This window comes from Candidatus Poriferisodalis sp. (genome assembly GCF_965208485.1).
In the GTDB taxonomy this organism is placed as follows: Bacteria; Actinomycetota; Acidimicrobiia; order Acidimicrobiales; family Poriferisodalaceae; genus Poriferisodalis.
The window spans coordinates 2,006,856-2,024,137 of record NZ_OZ242344.1 but is presented as its reverse complement, the minus strand read 5'-3'; the positions used below and the strand labels follow the sequence as shown (position 1 = coordinate 2,024,137).

At 64.9% G+C, this 17,282-nt stretch carries 11 protein-coding genes; 9 read left to right on the top strand and 2 right to left on the bottom strand.

Going from position 1 to position 17,282, the window contains the following annotated elements; genetic code table 11:
* The first annotated feature begins 4 nt into the window (after window positions 1-4).
* The 3 genes from ACOGXQ_RS09370 to ACOGXQ_RS09360 are packed head-to-tail and all read left to right on the top strand — an operon-like array spanning window position 5 to window position 3,171.
* Window positions 5-2,089 (top strand): cytochrome c oxidase subunit I, encoded by a 2,085-nt coding sequence (locus ACOGXQ_RS09370; RefSeq protein WP_419947139.1) that lies wholly within the window; start codon window positions 5-7, stop codon window positions 2,087-2,089.
* Window positions 2,082-2,765, top strand: a complete 684-nt coding sequence (locus ACOGXQ_RS09365) for a cytochrome c oxidase subunit 3 (RefSeq protein WP_419947138.1) — start codon at window positions 2,082-2,084, stop codon at window positions 2,763-2,765. The genes ACOGXQ_RS09370 and ACOGXQ_RS09365 overlap by 8 nt, the downstream gene beginning before the upstream one ends.
* A gap of 16 nt (window positions 2,766-2,781) precedes the next feature.
* Window positions 2,782-3,171, top strand: a complete 390-nt coding sequence (locus tag ACOGXQ_RS09360) for a cytochrome C oxidase subunit IV family protein (RefSeq protein WP_419947137.1) — start codon at window positions 2,782-2,784, stop codon at window positions 3,169-3,171.
* Between the two features lie 34 nt (window positions 3,172-3,205).
* On the opposite strand, the gene ACOGXQ_RS09355 is transcribed toward ACOGXQ_RS09360, so the two are convergent.
* Both ACOGXQ_RS09355 and ACOGXQ_RS09350 read right to left on the bottom strand, forming a co-directional pair.
* A complete protein-coding gene (locus ACOGXQ_RS09355; protein WP_419947136.1) occupies window positions 3,206-4,423 on the bottom strand; it encodes an ATP-binding protein in 1,218 nt (405 codons plus the stop codon).
* A gap of 251 nt (window positions 4,424-4,674) precedes the next feature.
* Window positions 4,675-6,177: an AAA family ATPase gene (locus tag ACOGXQ_RS09350; protein WP_419947135.1), complete on the bottom strand. Its 1,503-nt coding sequence runs from the start codon at window positions 6,175-6,177 to the stop codon at window positions 4,675-4,677.
* A 408-nt stretch (window positions 6,178-6,585) separates the two neighbouring features.
* Here ACOGXQ_RS09350 and ACOGXQ_RS09345 point away from each other — a divergent pair, with 408 nt between their 5' ends.
* From ACOGXQ_RS09345 to ACOGXQ_RS09320, 6 genes are all read left to right on the top strand, one after another.
* Complete coding sequence (locus ACOGXQ_RS09345) at window positions 6,586-6,717, top strand: hypothetical protein (RefSeq protein WP_419947134.1); 132 nt, start codon at window positions 6,586-6,588, stop codon at window positions 6,715-6,717.
* Window positions 6,718-6,905: 188 nt separating this feature from the next.
* Window positions 6,906-9,953 (top strand): DEAD/DEAH box helicase family protein, encoded by a 3,048-nt coding sequence (locus tag ACOGXQ_RS09340; RefSeq protein ID WP_419947133.1) that lies wholly within the window; start codon window positions 6,906-6,908, stop codon window positions 9,951-9,953.
* 20 nt (window positions 9,954-9,973) lie between these two features.
* The gene (locus tag ACOGXQ_RS09335) at window positions 9,974-12,550 is read left to right on the top strand and encodes a DNA methyltransferase (RefSeq protein WP_419947132.1); all 2,577 of its coding nucleotides are present in this window, start codon (window positions 9,974-9,976) and stop codon (window positions 12,548-12,550) included.
* Window positions 12,551-12,655: 105 nt separating this feature from the next.
* On the top strand, window positions 12,656-14,734 hold the full coding sequence (locus tag ACOGXQ_RS09330) for a helicase HerA domain-containing protein (protein ID WP_419947131.1): 2,079 nt from the start codon (window positions 12,656-12,658) through the stop codon (window positions 14,732-14,734).
* 14 nt (window positions 14,735-14,748) lie between these two features.
* On the top strand, window positions 14,749-16,095 hold the full coding sequence (locus tag ACOGXQ_RS09325) for a hypothetical protein (protein ID WP_419947130.1): 1,347 nt from the start codon (window positions 14,749-14,751) through the stop codon (window positions 16,093-16,095).
* Window positions 16,092-17,237, top strand: a complete 1,146-nt coding sequence (locus ACOGXQ_RS09320) for a DNA methyltransferase (RefSeq protein ID WP_419947129.1) — start codon at window positions 16,092-16,094, stop codon at window positions 17,235-17,237. Before ACOGXQ_RS09325 ends, ACOGXQ_RS09320 begins: the two co-directional genes overlap by 4 nt.
* Window positions 17,238-17,282: the final 45 nt, after the last annotated feature.

Genomic DNA, 17,282 nt, shown 5'->3' with positions numbered 1-17,282 from the left:
CCCGATGGCAATCGTCACCGATCGACCAGACAGCCCCGATGCTCCCGACGATCCCGGGCCAAGCACCGAGCTGGAGCCCGCCGGCGACGGCGCAGCGGTCGAGGTCATGTCTCGCACCGGCGTGTTCGCACGCCCGACCCACGCGACGGGCTGGCGCGAGTGGCTGTTCACGGTTGACCACAAGAAGATCGGGATCATGTACGGCGCGCTCGCCCTGTTCTGGTTCCTCGTGGGAGGCATCGAGATCGGCTTGGTGCGCCTGCAGCTGTGGGCGCCCGACGGCGAGGTGATCAGCGCCGACTTCTACAACCAGTTGTTCACCATGCACGGCGTCACGATGGTGTTCCTCGTGATCATGCCGCTGGCGAATGCATTCGCGAACTACTTGGTGCCGCTGCAGATCGGTGCCCGGGATGTGGCCTTTCCCCGACTGAACGCCCTCGGTCTGTGGATTTTCTTCTTCGGGGGCATCTTCCTGAATCTCAGCTGGTTCCTGGGCGGCGGCGCTGACGGCGGCTGGTTCGCCTACGCGCCTAACACGGGCTTGGCCTACAGCCCCGGCAACGGCATGGACTTCTACGCACTCGGCCTGCAGATCGCCGGCATCGCCTCACTGCTGGGGGCGCTCAACCTGCTTGTCACCATCATCAACATGCGCTGCCCCGGCATGACGCTGCTGCGCATGCCGGTGTTCACCTGGATGATCCTGGTGGTGCAGTTCCTGCTGGTGTTCGCGCTGCCGGTCATCACCGTGGCGCTGATCCTGCTGACCTTCGACCGGACCTTCGATGCCAACTTCTTCGACGTCAGTGCCGGCGCCGACCCGTTGCTCTGGCAGCACCTCTTCTGGATATTCGGACACCCTGAGGTGTACATCCTGATCCTGCCGGCATTCGGCATCGTGTCCGAGACGCTGCCCGTGTTCAGCCGCAAGCCGCTGTTCGGCTACCCGATCGTGGTGCTGTCGGGCGCCGCTATCGGCTTCATGGGCTGGGGCGTGTGGGCCCACCACATGTTCACGGCCGGCATGGGACCGGTCTCGGTGGCCGCCTTCTCAGCGACGACCATGTTCATCGCGGTGCCGACCGGTGTGAAGATCCTGAACTGGATTGCGACCATGTGGGCTGGCAAGGTCCGTTTCACGGTGCCGATGATGTTCTCGGTGTCGCTGGTCTCGATGTTCACCATCGGCGGTCTGTCCGGTGTCATGCACGCGATCGCTCCCGCCGACACCCAGCAGACCGACACCTACTTCATCGTCGCCCACTTCCATTACGTGCTCGTCGGCGGCGCCCTCATGGGCATGTTCGCCGGCTTGTACTACTGGTGGCCCAAGGCGTTCGGCTATCACCTCAACGAGTGGATGGGCCGCTGGCACTTCTGGCTGATGCTCATCGGTTTCAACACCACGTTCGGACCGATGCACATCGTGGGTCTGCAGGGCATGGCTCGGCGACACAGCGTGTACGGCGAGTTCGACGGCTTCGAGTTCTGGAACAAGGTCGCCACGATCGGCTACTTCTTCATGTTCGTCGCCATGGCGATCTTGGCCGTCAACATCTTTCGGACTTGGGGCCGCTACCGACGGGGACTCGAGCCGCAGGCCGACGCCGACCCGTGGGACGGCCGCACGCTGGAATGGGCGATCCCGTCGCCGGCCCCCGAGCACAACTTCGACTACGTGCCGGTGGTCACCGATGTCGACGACTTCTGGCACAAGAAGTACCAGCCCGATTCCGACGGCAGGCTGCGGCGGATCGCCAACGGCAAAGACATCGCCCAGCGCGGCGACCAGCATCCGCACCTGCCGTCGCCGTCGTACTGGCCGATCGTGCTGGCGATGGGCTTGCCGCTTATCGGGTTCGGCCTGATCTACAACCTCTGGATCGCCGGCATCGGGCTGCTGCTGCTGGTCGGCTCGATGTACGGCTGGAGCTTGGAGCCGCCGACCGATCCCGACGCCGCTCACGGCCATCACGACGACCATGACCATGACGACGGGGGTCACGACGGCGACGGTGACGGCCACGCAGAGCAGAACGGCGAGTTGGCTGCCAGCGCGACCAACGGGGAGGCTGCAGGTGACTGAGACCCCGGCGACTCCCAGCACAGCAGCAGCCGTCGAGTCCGTTGATCCCGACGAGCCGCAGGTCGCCTACCCGCGCACCGAATGGGACGACTACGAGATCATGCCGCCCACCACGCGGCTGAGCAACGAGAAGATGACGATGTGGGCCTTCCTGGGCTCAGATTGCCTGCTCTTCGGTGCGCTGATCTCGACGTACCTGCTGCTGCGCAACCGCCAGCCGCTGTCGGGCGTGGAGTCGCTGCGGGCGGCTGACCTGTTCGACATCCCGTTCACCTCGGTGAGCTCGTTCGTGCTGCTGATGAGCTCGCTCACCATGGTGCTGGCGGTCTCCTCGATCACCCGGCGCGAGATGGAGCGCTGCAAGCTCTGGCTGCTGACCACCGCTGCGCTGGGTTCGGTGTTCATTGCCGGGCAGGTGTACGAGTTCACCAGCTTCTACCGGGAGGGCCTCGGGTTCACGGTCAGCATCTCGTCGTCGGCGTTCTACACGCTGACCGGCTTCCACGGCGTGCATGTGTCGCTGGGCATCGTCATGCTGGTCACGCTGTGGGTGCTGGTGAACCGCGGGATTCTCGGCCCCGAACGAGCGGAGACGGTCGAGATCATCGGCCTGTACTGGCACTTCGTCGACATCGTCTGGATCGTGATCTTCGCGGTCGTCTATCTGATCCCGTAGGCGTGGGGAGACAGCGATGAGCACCGCTACCGAATCCATCGCCGAAGAGGCCCACGACGAGCACGACGACCATGACGACCATGGCTCCCACGACGACCATGGGCACGGCCTGACCGACTGGGGCTACATCAAGGTTGCGCTGCTGCTGGCGGTGCTCACCGCGGCCGAGGTGCTGATCTACTTCGCGCCCCCAGGCCCGCTCGAGGTCCCGCTGCTGCTCATCCTGATGGTCGTCAAGTTCGAGATTGTCGTGGCCTACTTCATGCATCTGCGCTTCGACAACAAGATCTTCACGTGGCTCTTTGTCGTCGGATTGATTCTGGCCGTCGCCGTCTACGCGGCGATGGGCACATCGATGCTCTTCTGGACCGACCCCTCAGGCTGCGAGATCGCCCCTCAGTGCTAGCCGAGCGGCTCGCGCTGAGAGCCGCCCTCGGCTGTCAGTCTCCGCGTCCTGGCGGCAACTCTGCCAGTCGTGTGGGCACTTCGGGTTCTGCTGATCGGACGCGGTCGAGCATCCATGAGCGGACTCGTGCGCTGGTCAATTCGACGTGCCCGCGTCCCGCTGGCGCGATGAACCCTGTGCGGAGCAGCCGCGCGCGGTACTCGCCCGCCAGGCCCTTGCCGACGCCGGCGGCATCCACTGCCTCCGAGAACCGCACCGGCCCGTCTGCCTCCTCGGCGACGCGCGTGAGGATCTTGCGGTCGGTCTCGGACAGGTCGTCCCAGGCGGGTCCGAAGATGTCGTCCCAAAGCAGCGGCTCGGCCTGCGCCACGGCCTGTGCGGCGTGGCTGCGCCCGATGGCATGGCCCTCTGGCTGGGACAGTCCCCACATTCTGTGGCCGACGAGCTGCAGCATGTACGGATGGCCGCCGGAGCCGCGCCCAGCTTCCGCCAAGGCTTCGTCGCTGATGGTGCCGCCGCCTCCGGCGATGGTCTGGCGAAAGCAGTCGGCCATCTCGCGGTCGGCGATGAGTTCGAGCCGGTGCTTCCTCATTCTGCGCAGGAACGTGGACTTCCTGTCCTGGAGGATGGTCTTCAAGCCGACCGGCAGGCACGCCGCGATCATGCACACCGGCAGCAGGTCGACAGACGCCACTTGCTGCACGATCGCCCCTAGCCGGCGCATCTGCGGCAACGGGACAGCGTGCGCCTCGTCCAAGACGAGCAGCACCCGCGACTGCGGCTTCTTCATTTGTCGCGCAAGCTCAGACAGCGCATCCTTGAAGTTCTCCCCGTAGCCGTGAGACGGCCTGTCCGAGGTGTCGGTGCGGGACACGCCGGCGCCCGTCCCGAGCACCTGCGCGCCGACAGAATCGAACCGCCATGAGGGCTTGCCTTGCGACGGCCCGACAATCTGACGATGGAACTCAGCGGCAGGATCGCCCTCGGTGCCTGACGCTGACAGCACCGCCCAGCCTGCCTCTTGGGCGTCTCGGCCGACTCTGCCCAGCAGCACGGTCTTGCCGTAGCCGCGCGGGCCGATCAGCATGGGGAACGTGTCGTGTGTGCCGATGCGCTGCCGCAAGCCCTCGACCGCGGAGTCGAGCAGCGCGTCCCTTCCTGCCAGGAACTCGGGGGCGACCCCGAAACCGGGCGTGAACGGCGACGCCTCGGGTGCCGGGCCCATGAATCGGTTCCGCTCGGCGTCTGCCATGGCTTCACTGTAGCAACTCCACACCACAAATGTTGATAATCACTATAAAAACAATAAACGTTGGCAATCCAGTTTTTGGCGGTGCCGATGCGGGGGCATCTTCGGGTTCGGCGGGTGAGCCAGGCGATGCTGCGCTCGGCCATGGGACGGGGGGCAGGGGGGTGCGGCGGGGGGCAGCCCGTGGTGGGGGTTGATGCTGACGCGGCGTCCGCTGTACAACCATGCCCCGCACGAGCCGGGATGAGTCGGCTTCAATCGCCTTCGTAGAGTCTGCCGAGGTCGATGAGCTCCACGTCAGGTCGAATGCGAGCGACCGAAGCGAGCTTGTGCGTGAATCCTTGGGCGGAGAACAGAAGGCGCTTGGCTGTCGGGGACTGAGTGACTCCGGGGCGACCCGCCAGCAGGTCGCTGAGTCGGTCGAGGCGCTTGAGCGCATCGACGTCGAGTCGGTGGGCCTTCGCCTCTCCGACGAGCTGGACGGTCTTGGTCTTGCCGTTCCCCGTCCCTCTGCGGAGTGCTGCCACGTCCAATTCGAAGGACTGGCGTCTTCGGCGGTCATTCACCTGCACGGAGGCGGACGGCTCAGCGGGGCCGCCGAGGGTCGACGAGGACGCATAACGGTCCGTCCACTGGCGGCACATCGACTCGAAGTGGGGACCGACAATCTGTGAGCGGTAGGTGGCATCGGCATCGGCCCAGACCTCCAGTGCCCGGCGATCTTCCAATCGGGCGCGGTTGCGCCGATTGATCAGGTGATGGAAACGCACGATGGGATCAGCCACCCGGTAGAGCGGCCGCCGGCGGGCCAGGAGATCCTCATGGCGCACGATGAAGCCGGCCGTGGTCATCACTCTCAGGTGATGGTTGATTTCGTTGGGGGACTTCGCGATCGCCTCTGCGATCTTGGTCGGCGTCGCCCGCCCATCGGCGACTGCCCCTAGCAAGGAGTAGTAGACGGCCTCGTCAGTGACGCGGGGGTCCTCCCGCAGCAGGTACTCGTCTTCTCGGAACAAGACATGGGACGGGTTCAGCACCGTCGCCGCCAGCCACTCGGGCAGATCCTCGGCCCTGTCCGGGATCCCGACGCCGACCGTCAGATCCTTGTAGCCGGCTGCCCCGCCTACCACCGTGTCGATCGTGAACGCCGTGTTCAGGTCGTCGACGCCCCAGTAGCCGCGAGCTTGGCGGAAGTCGAATTGGGCAAGCGGCATGTCCAGCGCCGCACGGCCTCGCATCGGCGAGATGCCGCTGAGGATCTGTGTCATCACCGACATAGCCGAGCCGCACAGCACAACGCTCACCGGTGCCGTCCACCGCTCAGCCAGGCGCCCGGCCGAGGCTTCGTCCATCAGCGCCTGAATCGCTGAGCCCAGATCGGGATTGTTCTGGCTGAGGTAGGGGTATTCGTCGATCACCAGGAGCTGCGGTTCGCCGCGCGCGCCCAGGACTCTGGTGGCCTGCTCCATGGCGTCGGCCCAGTCCCTGAAGGGCTGCGGCGGCGCCCACCCGAGCTGTCGGCTGAGGCTGTTGGCGAATCTGTCCAGTGCGGGCCTGCGCTCCTCACGCAGCGCCAGGTGATACGCGCCGCCCGTCGCCTCCACGAAGCGCCGCAGCAGGAAGCTCTTGCCGAAGCGGCGCCGTCCATACACGATGCCCAGACGAAGGCTCGGCCGCTGCGGCGAGGCGAAGCGTGACAGGTCTTCCCACTCGGCCTGCCGGTCGTAGAGGCTGCTCGGCTTCGTCGGCGTGTCCATCCGCATTTCCCGCATCTTTTGCAAAGTGCATTTATTAGAACTGCATTTAATATAAATGCAGTTGACAAAAAATGCAAGAGAACAGCCGCTTCGGCTGACCGAACGCTGCACACAGTGAAGGACAAGGAACGCGTTCGCCAGGATGGACACGGGGCCTGCTCATGACCAGTCTTGCCCGCGCAAGCGCCGTCTTTCGGCGGGGTTAGCGGGCCGGGCGACCAGCCTTGCAAGCGGCTGCCGGGCCGGCCGTGTCAGGACGTGGAGCCGTGCTCGAGGCTGGCTGTGAAGCGTCAGCTAGCGGATGCAGCGATCCGAACCTCACATGAGGGGAAGCCAACAAGCGGACACTCGCCGCGTGTCGGCATGGCCCAGGACCTCGCTCGCATAGGCGTCGAGCTGCCCAGTCTGATGACCGCAGGACGATGGCGTTCCCCGACGATGCCAGCGCACTACACCCGCAACGAGACCGCCGACCGCGGCGCTGTAGCGCAGTTCTACAACTACCCGCGGGGTTCCCGCCAGCAGCCTCAGACGGCCTGATCCACACGACACGGTTCAGCGCCTGCGCCTTGTCGGCCAAGTTCGGCGAACCGGGCATGGTTTGCCGCCCGCTGGCATCGGGGCCTTGTCTCGGAAGGCCTGCGACAGCGTTGCTACTCTGCGGATTCGGCCTGCCAAGGGGACTCGCTGTTCCCACCAGGGGGACTCACGGGCATGGATAACGGCAATTGTCCACAGCAGTCGGCCGCCGCCGTGCCGAACGGCGGTTGACCGGGATGCCCGACGGCCTGGCGGAAGAGGCCACAGAGGTCGACTACGACCCGTCAGTTGACCCGATCCTCTGTTCGCCGTTCGAGGAGCCGCATAGCTATTGGCCGCTCGATCGGACCGGTCGCGCCCTCAGCGGGATGAAACCCGAGTCGGGCCGCCGTCCTTCGATGCTGCTGAGCCCCGTGCCCGACGACCAGAAGCCAGGCCATCTGCAGCTCTCGCTCGACGACGACGTGCACTTGAACCGGTTGATCAACGACATCCGCATCAAGGTCTCAGCGTGGCGAGCCGGCGGTTTCCAGGGTGCAACGTCGGTGACCGTGCGACTGCTGGAGCACTGGGCCGACGAGCGAGGCTGCAGGCTGCGGCCGTTCTTCGCTCAGCGCGAAGCGATCGAGACCTTGGTGTGGTTGCGCGAGGTCGCCACACGGACGACGCCAGAGCGGCGGGAACTGGAGACCCTGTCGCGCCAACACAACGACGAGATCGTTCGCCATGCGGTGAAGATGGCCACCGGCACCGGCAAGACGGTCGTGATGGGGATGCTGATCGCTTGGCAGACCCTCAACGCCGCACGCACCACCCGCCGGCGCAACATCCAGCACGGCGAACGGTTCCTCGTGCTCACTCCCGGTCTCACGGTGCGCAACCGCCTCGCCGAACTGAAGCCGTCCAGCCCGCACAACGTCTACGACGACATGGGCTTGGTGCCTCGCGACCTGCGACCGGTGCTCAACCGTGCCCGTGTCGAGATCATGAACTTCCAGGCGTTCAACCGTCAGAACCTCAACACGCTCGGCTTCCCGCGCAGCGGGTCGAAGGGTGGCCGGGCGCATCGTGACTTGATCGGTAAACCCACCGGCGACCAAGACCTCGAGAGCTACGAACAGTCCGCCCAGCGGGTGCTCAAGTCGCTGCTCACCGCCAATGCATACGGCAACCTCGTCGTGCTCAACGATGAGGCCCACCACTGCTACCTGCCCAAGTCGCAGGCCACACGCAGTGCCGAAGACAAGAAGGAAGACAAGCGCGCTGCGGTGTGGTTCAACGTGTTGCGCAGCTTGCGAGATATGGGCCAGCTCGGCCAGGCGAACCAGTACGGCCAGGCCTCGGTTGTGTACGACTTCTCGGCCACGCCGATGTGGATCGACACCTCGGGGCGGGCCACGCCTGATCCGTTCCAATGGGTCGCATCGGACTTCGGCCTCATGGATGCAATCGAGTCGGGGCTGACGAAGGTCCCACGGGTGCCCGTGGACGACGACTCGATCCAAGAGCGAACCGTCTGGCGCAACCTCTACGAGGCGACCGACAAGAAGAAGATCCCGAGACCCAGCGAGGACGGTCCGGCCGCAGAGATCCCTGTACCGCTCCGGACCGCACTCAATGCCCAGTACGACGACTACAAGGTCCACCTGGCGCTGTGGTCACGCGTGCGACCCGAGACGGCGCCGGTGATGATCGTGGTGGCGAACACCATCGACAACGCCAACGCCCTGTACGAGCACATTGCCGGCTGGGAAGACAGCGACGGCATCCTGCGTGAAGGCACCTACCCGGAACTCACCAATGTCGAGCAAGGGCAGTACACCGACGACCTGCGCACCATCGTCGTGCACTCGAACCTTGACGACAGCAGCGATCTGCCGACCAAGGCGGCGAAGCTGATCAAGGCTCAGGGGCAGCGCCTCAACGAACGGCGAGGACGCTCCAAGGACGCGCTCGAAACTGTGCGAGAGGTCCTGAACACGGTCGGCAAAGCGGGACGGCCAGGCGCCCGGGTGCGCTGTGTGATCTCGGTGGGCATGCTCACCGAAGGCTGGGACGCCCGCAACGTGTCTCACATCGTCGGCTACCGGGCGTTCTCGACGCAGCTGCTGTGCGAGCAGGTCACCGGCCGTGCGCTGCGCCGCACCTCCTATGAGGACTTTCGATTCGACGGCACCGGAAGGCTGCGCCCCGAGTACGCCGAGGTGGTCGGCATCCCGTTCGAGTTCATGCCCTCACGGGGCGGCAACATCGGCACGCCTCCGGTGCGCCCGGTCACTCGTGTGCACACAGTGCGAGGGCGGGGGAGATACCGGATCGTCTGGCCGCAAGTGCGTGAGTACCGGCGGGTCACGCCCAGCCTCACGCTCGCATTCGACGAGTCCAAATCCAAGGCGTGGAAGATGAAGCCGCCGTCGGGCGCGTCGATGACTGTGCTCAGCCCGAATGTCGGCGAGGAGAAGATCCTTGAGGCCAAGAGCCGGCGCGGCGAGGCCGAGTTCAGAATCGCCCAGGACATCGTCGCAGAGTTCCGCAGCACCACCGATGACGACACCGACGGCACAAGCTTGTCGCTGTTCAGATCGGCTCGGCGCATCGTCGGCCAATGGCTCGAGCTCGACTACGTCGAATGCGACGACCCCGCGGTGCTGCTCTCGGAAGACCAGCAGCGGCGCGACGCAGTGCTCACGATTCTCGGCGCATGCACCAGCGAACGCGGTCAGGAGCATCAGCGAGTGGCTGTGCTCGACAGCCCGCCGCGATTCGACACCAGCGACGTCAGCTTCGACACGACGCTGGAGCACATCCACGAGGCGCAGCGCAGCGAGCTGTCCCACGCCGCGTGCCACTCGAATCTCGAGAAGCAGGTCGCAGCGATCCTCGACACTCACGAGCGGGTCGAAGCGTGGGCGCGCAACTTCCAGACCAGCTGGTCGGTGCCGTACTTCTTCAACGGCTCCTGGCGTCGCTATGAGCCCGACTTCATCGCCCGCCTCATCGACGGCACGAACCTGATCGTCGAGTGCAAGGGCGTCCGCGACGACAAAGCCATGGCGGCCGAGACCTACGTGCTGCAGCACTGGATTCCCTGCGTCGCCGGCACTGCGGCATTGCCTGACGCCCTGCGCCGCTGGTTGTTCGTGGAGATCCAGGACGCCAAGTTCGCCCGACATCAGATCGACCAGGTCGGCGGCGAGACGCACGAGGCCGAATTGGCTCTGTCAGCGGCTGATTGAGCACCCCGGAGGGCGCAGCGATGGCGAATGACTCGTACAGGCACAAGGCGGCGACCCGGCGCAACAACCCGACGCCGGAAACCGAGTCGCTGATGACCGACGAGGATCGCAGGCCCACGCCCTTCACGATCAACCGGCACGAAATCGCCACACCCGTGCTCGCCTGGCAACGAGAGGGTGAGACGTCGGCGCTCACCGGAGATGCACCCGATGATGCGCTGCTGCGCATGGAAGCACTGCCGCTGTATGTGCGCGAGAAGATCGCGCCGTCCGAGTTCGTCAACCAGCTGCGCAAGCCCGACAGCGGTATCCAGCTCAGCACCGACGACTTCAACGGGCTGCCCGAAGGTGCCGATCCGCTCAACTTCTACGAGCACTCCGGCAACTGGCAGAACCGCCTGATCCACGGCGATTCGGCGGATGTGATGAAGAGCCTCATCTTCAAGGACGGTCTCGCGGGGCAGGTGCAGATGATCTACTACGACCCGCCGTACGGCATGTCGTACCAGTCCAACTTCCAGCCGACCACCGACAATCTCGATGTCAAGGACAACGACAGCGCCGTGCCTGCGGGAGACGCGCTGCCCATCCGGGCGTTTCGGGACACGTACCGCAACGGCGTCCACTCCTACCTCGACGGCATCCACAAGCAGTGCGTTCTCGCACGTGAACTGTTGGCAGACAGCGGGTCGCTGTTCCTGCAGATCGGCGACGAGAACGTGCACCGACTCGGAGTCGTGTTGGATGAGATCTTCGGTGCCGAGAATCGCGTGGCGACCATTACGTGGCGGTCCACTGGTATGCCGTCAGCCAAGCTGCTCGGCGAGAGCGCCAGCTACATCCTCTGGTACGCCAAGGACAAGGAACAGATCAAGTTCAATCCGATCTACGAACCCCGCGACCGTCAATCACAGATTGAGGACTTCACGTCATATGCCGGTGTTGAGGTCCACGGCATGCCTGACCGGACTCCGACCAAGGATGAGCGTCGAGATGTGTCCCTCTTGGCGGAGGATGCCCGCTTGTTCGAGCGGTCGCGCCTGACTTCTCAGGGCTATTCGACAACGGGCAGGTCTGTTGACTACTGGTACAACGGCAAGTGGCATCGCTGTGGCCCCACCGAGCAGTGGCGCATCTCCATTCATCCACCGGGTACAGAGGGCGACGGCCCCTGCCCGGGTGACCCTGATGGAAGGCAGCCGGAGTGCGGAATGTGCACCATGAAGCGGCTGAATCGCCTCTCAGACCTCGGTCCTTCACTGCGCTGGAAGCTCTACGAGGAGGAACGTCCCGGCCGCAAGATCGACAACGTGTGGCACACCGTGGCGGCACCGGGATCAAAGCGCTACGTCGTCCAGACTTCTGACCGAGTGATCGAGCGATGCCTGCTCATGACGACCGATCCAGGCGACCTCGTGCTTGACCCGACTTGTGGCAGTGGCGCGACAGCCGACGTCGCGGAAGCCTGGGGTCGTCGGTGGGTCACCTGCGACGCGCAGCGTGTCGCTGTCGCAATTGTCCGATCTCATTTGCTTGCTCGGGTCTATCCGTGGCACAAGACCGCCGACTCGGGACTCGACCCGGCCTCGGGCTTCGTAGAAGAGACGGTTCCTCGTGTCACGGCAGCCACGCTCGCTTACGGGACCGTCAACGACTTGGAAAATCAGATCCGGCTCGTTAATCGCACTGACGTCGACAAGAGGCGGCCGCGAATCTGCTCGGCGTTCACGGTCGAGTCGATCTCCCCGTACGCGTACCTGCCGCTGGATGAGGGCACACACAGCGACATGCCGACAGCGGACCCAAACGATGCCGAGACGCTGTTGCAGTTGCTGCGCAACACGCCTGTGTGTGATGCCGAAGGGCGACCGGTCTTCGATGTGGTGGAGACGATCCTGTGGCCCGATACGAAGCTCGTCGGCTACGGAGCACGCTGCGCGTCGGCAACTCGCGAGGGCGAATTCACGGCGGGCGTGATGATCGCTGCTGCGGATGCGACCGTCACCATCGAGGTCGCGCGCCGTGCGGCAATCGAAGCCCGTGACAACGACCCGAAGTGCGAGAACCTGATCATCATCGGCTATGACTTCGAAGCTGGCATCCCAGCAGCCGTCGGTCCAGTCCACGCACACCGCGTCATCGCCTCGCGTGATCTGCGCCTGCCTGAAACGGTGAGCCGGTCCCCCGACGGCGGCTCGTTCGTGCTGCTCGCTGAGCCCGACGTGATCCTCGGCACCAGCGACGATGGCAACCTCACAGTCGAGCTGCTCGGCTGCGACACGTACGACCCGGCCGCAAACCGGGCTCGCGGCTACGGCACTGACCAGGTCGAGTGCTGGTTGCTCGACACCAACCACGACGGCTTCTCGTTCCGAGTGCGCCGCGCCTACTTCCCCAACGGGTTCCGCAAGGGCAGCGAGATCAAGAAGCTGATCGGCAAGATCCCCAAGCGCGAACGCGACGAGCACGCCCTCGAGAACATCCAGTCCACCGTCTCCCAGCCGTTTGCGCCGCCCGACCGCGGCCGTAACATCGCCATCAAGGTCATCACCACCACCGGCGCCGAGATGACCACCACCATCGACGACGGCTGGTGATGTTAATGCGTATGCGGCTATGTGAGCCTCGTGCATATAGGTCCGGGGCTATGTGGCGCCCGGGGTGCTCACTATGCTGCCCCGGCGCGGACTAGCGAGGTGCTGATGGTTGGACCGGGCGGTTCTGTTGGATTGGGTGATGCACTCTCCGGGATCGTTGCCGACCATGACCAGGAACGACAGACGTTTGTCGATCCTGGCCGTTTGATCGGCGATGTGATCCAGATCGACTACGTGACCGCAGACTTCCTGCTGCATGACAGCGCCAAGCAAGCTGTCGGCGGCGTCCAGCAGGGGAGCCTGCTTGTCGCGGTAAGACTCGGCGAGGGCGACCAGCCCGATCCCGGGGCGGCGCGGTTGCTGCTGCGAGTGGTGTCGAGCACTCCGCTGCCGAACGACATGGCGATGCGCCAGGCGCGTTTCGATGCGGCTCAGCGGGTGGCAGACAGCCCCGGGAACTGGGACGACAGCGAAGTGACGGACCTCTTCACCGTGAATCTGATGCGGTATTCGGGGGTGCGTTGCCGGATCCTCGGTTCGTACCAGCCGCCGCAGGACTCAGACGTCGCGTGGAGCTTCAGCAGCGACGTGGACAACTTCTACAGCGGCCGGGGCCTCAAGGTCTACAAGCCCACCGGGGAGGACCTGGAGCAAATCGTCAACAGTGCGAGCCGGGCTGCCGACGGCGGTGCGGTGACCAAGATCGGCAACGTTCGCTACGCCACGTCGACGCCGGCTGATTCGGCTGCGGTGCTGATCGCGGCAGAGGACTTCGTTGCTCAGCGGACTGCGCTGTTCGGGATGACCCGCACCGGCAAGTCGAACACTGTCAAGATCATCGCGAGGGCGGTGTTCGAGCTGCGCAAGCCCGAGGGCGGCGCTCGGGTGGGGCAGATCATCTTCGATCCCGACGGCGAGTACGCCAACGCCAACCCCCAGGACCAAGGTTGTCTGCGCAATCTTGGCAACCACGAGTGGGCGGATCCCGGCGACGTGGTGACTTACGGCCTGCACCCCCATCCGAACGACGAGCAGCGGAATATCACCAAGTTCAATTTCTTCGGGAACCGCGAGCCAGACCAGCCTCCGGGCGTCGACGGCGCCGGGGAGGCGTTAGGCAGCTTGTTCCAGGGTAAGCGGATTCTGGATGGATTCTTAGCGGACGAGGCCGCGGGCTATATCAAGCCGTTCGTGAGCCAGGACATGGTGCCGCCGGCGGGCCACGTTGAGGTCGGCGACTGGAAGCGGTACCGCCGGGCTCTGCTGTTCTACCGGGCGATTCTTGCTGCTGCGGGCTACGGGTCGCCGGGTTATCGCCCCGATGTGTCCGGGCTGTTCAACGCGAAGGTGCGAGCCGCTATGGGCCAGTTCGGGGCCACCGCGAGCTTTGTAACCAGTTCGGGGCTGGCGGTGAGTTCCTGGTCGCAGGCAGCGGACTTTGCGCGGGCGTTCTCGGAGTTCGTGGGTAGCCAAGCGTTTCGTGATTTCGATAGCGACTATGAGCGTCGACGGGGCAAGAAGTGGTCCGACAGTCGGCTGCTGGAGCTGCTGCAGATCTTCAACAACACGCGCGGCTTGAACGTGCTGCGGTCTGCTCGCGAGTGGCATGACCAGAAGGCTGGGTCGAATTTCACCGAGGCGATCGTGAAGCACTTGCAGGCCGGCCGGCTGGTGATCGTGGACCAGTCCACTGGCGAACCGCAGATGAACGAGACCGCCGCGCGCGACGTGATGAAGGCTGTCTTCGGGGCTCAGCAGCACGCATTCGTCCACCCCGAGCCGATCGGCGACTCCGGGGAGCTGTCCAAGCCGCCGGCAGTGCTGGTCTACGTCGAGGAAGCCCACACGCTGTTGCCGCACGACAGCAACGACATGAAGGACGTATGGGTTCGATCCGCGAAAGAGGGGGCGAAGTTCAACATTGGGATCGTCTATTCGACCCAGGAACCGTCGTCTGTGCATTCGAACATTCTCAAGAACACCGAGAACTGGTTCATCACCCATCTCAACAACACCGACGAGACCCGCCAGCTGGCCAAGTTCAACGACTTCTCGGACTTCACCGACGGGATCATCAACGTCAACGAACCCGGATACGTGAAGATGCGAACGCTGTCGAGCCGGTTCACCGTGCCGGTGCAGATCGACGTATTCGACGCCCCTCCCGGTGGGGACGTCTCCTAGAGGTCCCGTACGAAGTGCCGTACGACGGAGAGTTCGCGACGGGGCACACGTTGGCCCGCCTGGTCGACAACCCCGCGGTGCGCGACTTCGACGGCAAGATCAAGAAGTCGGCCTCGACCGGCCCCGGTGTGCTACCGACCGCCATCGAACCGCGCCGCGGGTCGACCAAGGTGAAACAGCTCATCGCCATTGACGGCTCGACAGTGACATCGAGAGTCGAGAACGGCCACCCAGGAGCGGAGGCGTCGTTGTTGAATATCGCCGCGGTCGTGATCGCGTTGGCCAAGCTACGCGAGCTCGCCCAGCTGGGGCGCAGCGCCGCCGAGCCGATCCCGAGCCCGGCTGCAGTCAGAGACCTTGAGGACTGCGAGACGCTGAGCGCGGTGCTTCCGGGCCGCAACGTCATCGGCAAGGCTGTAGGCGCGGACACTCCGAAACGGTTCTTCCGTCAGGTCGTTGACCGTGAGATCAGCGGAGCGACCCTGTCGAGCGACCACGAGACGCTGCTGGAGACGCTGCAATCCATCACGAACAACCGGGAGGCCCCGATCCAGTGCCCGAGTGATGCGTGCGACGCGCAGGTGATCCCGCAGCTGCAGACGTCGACCTGTGCGGCGTGCGGCGAGACGGTGTACCCGTCGGATTCGCTGCGCTGCCATGAGCGGTTTGAGGACTACGGCAGCAGCGAGCAGGCGTTCACGATGGTGCGCATAGTGGTGGAGCACCTCTCGATGGTCAATCTGATCCGCTGGTTCGAGAGGCACGACCGGTTCGACGTGCTCGACGGCATCGGATTCGTCATGGACGGTCCGCTGGCGATCTTCGGCATGGCAGCGTGGGTCAAGTCGCACATCCAGGACGAACTGGCCCGACTCCACCGGTTGTCGTTGAATGCGGGTGGATTGGGGCTGCTTGTGTTGGGAGTCGAGAAGCACGGATTGTTCATGGACCACCTTGAGGACCTCGACTGGTCCGCATCCAGAGGCGAGCGCGGCCGACTGCCAGCGGGCACGGTGCTGGCCCCTGACATCGACTACATCCACCGGCACATTGCGCTGCGACCCCCGGACGCGAAGCCGCACGGGCAGGACACCTACTACGGCCGGCATCTGATGTACAAATCCCACAGTGGCCAGCACGCCGCGTTGTCGCTGCCGATCGTCAACGCTCAGGGAGCTGACCCGGCGTGTGTGGACGAGGACGCCTTCCCGCGCGTCGGCGACGCCTTGGACCTGATCGATGAGCTGGGCACCCACCTCTACAAGGACGGCTTCGCGCCGCTGGCTCGGGCCCATCTGCACGCCGCGGTGCCGCTGCATCGCGGCACCGAGATCCTGAAGTCGATCTTCGCGGACCGATGACCGACAGTGCGCCGAGCCCGACGCCTGATTGCGGCATCGGTTTCGCGACCGCTGAAGCCCGGTGGGCCCGACTGGGTCCCTACTACGCGATGTTCCCGATCCGTTTCGCCCAGGACGCCATCGATCGCTACACCGACCCCGGGGACGTGGTGCTGGACCCGTTTTGCGGGCGAGGCACGGCCCCGTATGCCGCGATGGTCGCTGGCAGAGACGCAGTCGCGTGCGAGATCAACCCCGTCGCATGGGTGTACGCCGCGACTAAAACAGCCCCCGCGCCGGACCCAGACACGGTGAAGGACCGCATCGGCGCCATCGCTGAGGCCGTCGAGGCCGAAGACCGCGAACCCGAGTCGGAGTTCCAGACGCTCGCGTTCTGCCCGACCGTGCTGGGGTTCCTCAACGTCGCACGCCGCGAGCTGTGCTGGCGTTACGACGCCACCGACCGCACCGTGGCCGCATTGATCCTGCAGTACTTGCACAGCAAGCTGCCGCAGGGGCTGTCGAACCAGATGCGGCATTGCCGAGCGATGGCGCCCGACTACTGCGTGAGGTGGTGGAACGACAACGGCTACGACACCCCGCCCGAGGTCGACCCGGTCAGCTTCCTCAACACCAGAGTCGACTGGCGTTACCGCAAAGGCATTCCAGAGAGGTCTCACAGCAGCAGCGTGACCGTCACCCTCGGTGACTCGGCCACCGACCTCGCCGACCCACCCGCCCCGGCACGCCTGGTAGTGACCTCTCCCCCATACAGCGGCGTCACCGACTACGGGGTCGACAGTTGGCTGCGGTTGTGGGCGATCGGGGAGGGTCCTGCTCTGCCGAAGTGGGACACCAAACAGAAGCACGTCGGGCTCGCCAGGTACCGGACCATGCTGGAGGCCGTGTTCGCTGCCACTGCAGGGAAGGCTCATCCTGACGCGGCCTGGCTAGTGCGCTGCGACGCCCGCGAGCGCACACTGGATATCGTGATGCCGATCCTGGCCGGCATCGTCGGCGACCGAGACGTCGAAGTGAGCCCGGCACCGTTTAGCCGCCCCACCCAGACATCGCTCTACGGCGACCGTGCGACCAAGCCCGGCGAGATGGATCTGCTGGTGCGCCCAGCAGCTACGACTGCATCGGCAAATCGGTGCCGCTAGCTGTGCTGCTGACCTGGGCAGCCTGCGCTCTAGCCTGACCGATTC

Bases quoted from the DNA above. Each gene is read 5' to 3' on its own strand.
- ACOGXQ_RS09370 (WP_419947139.1), top strand. From the start codon at position 5: ATGGCAATCGTCACCGATCGACCAGACAGCCCCGATGCTCCCGACGAT.
- ACOGXQ_RS09360 (WP_419947137.1), top strand. From the start codon at position 2,782: ATGAGCACCGCTACCGAATCCATCGCCGAAGAGGCCCACGACGAGCAC.
- ACOGXQ_RS09355 (WP_419947136.1), bottom strand. From the start codon at position 4,423: ATGGCAGACGCCGAGCGGAACCGATTCATGGGCCCGGCACCCGAGGCG.
- ACOGXQ_RS09350 (WP_419947135.1), bottom strand. From the start codon at position 6,177: ATGGACACGCCGACGAAGCCGAGCAGCCTCTACGACCGGCAGGCCGAG.
- ACOGXQ_RS09345 (WP_419947134.1), top strand. From the start codon at position 6,586: ATGACCGCAGGACGATGGCGTTCCCCGACGATGCCAGCGCACTACACC.
- ACOGXQ_RS09335 (WP_419947132.1), top strand. From the start codon at position 9,974: ATGGCGAATGACTCGTACAGGCACAAGGCGGCGACCCGGCGCAACAAC.
- ACOGXQ_RS09330 (WP_419947131.1), top strand. From the start codon at position 12,656: ATGGTTGGACCGGGCGGTTCTGTTGGATTGGGTGATGCACTCTCCGGG.
- ACOGXQ_RS09320 (WP_419947129.1), top strand. From the start codon at position 16,092: ATGACCGACAGTGCGCCGAGCCCGACGCCTGATTGCGGCATCGGTTTC.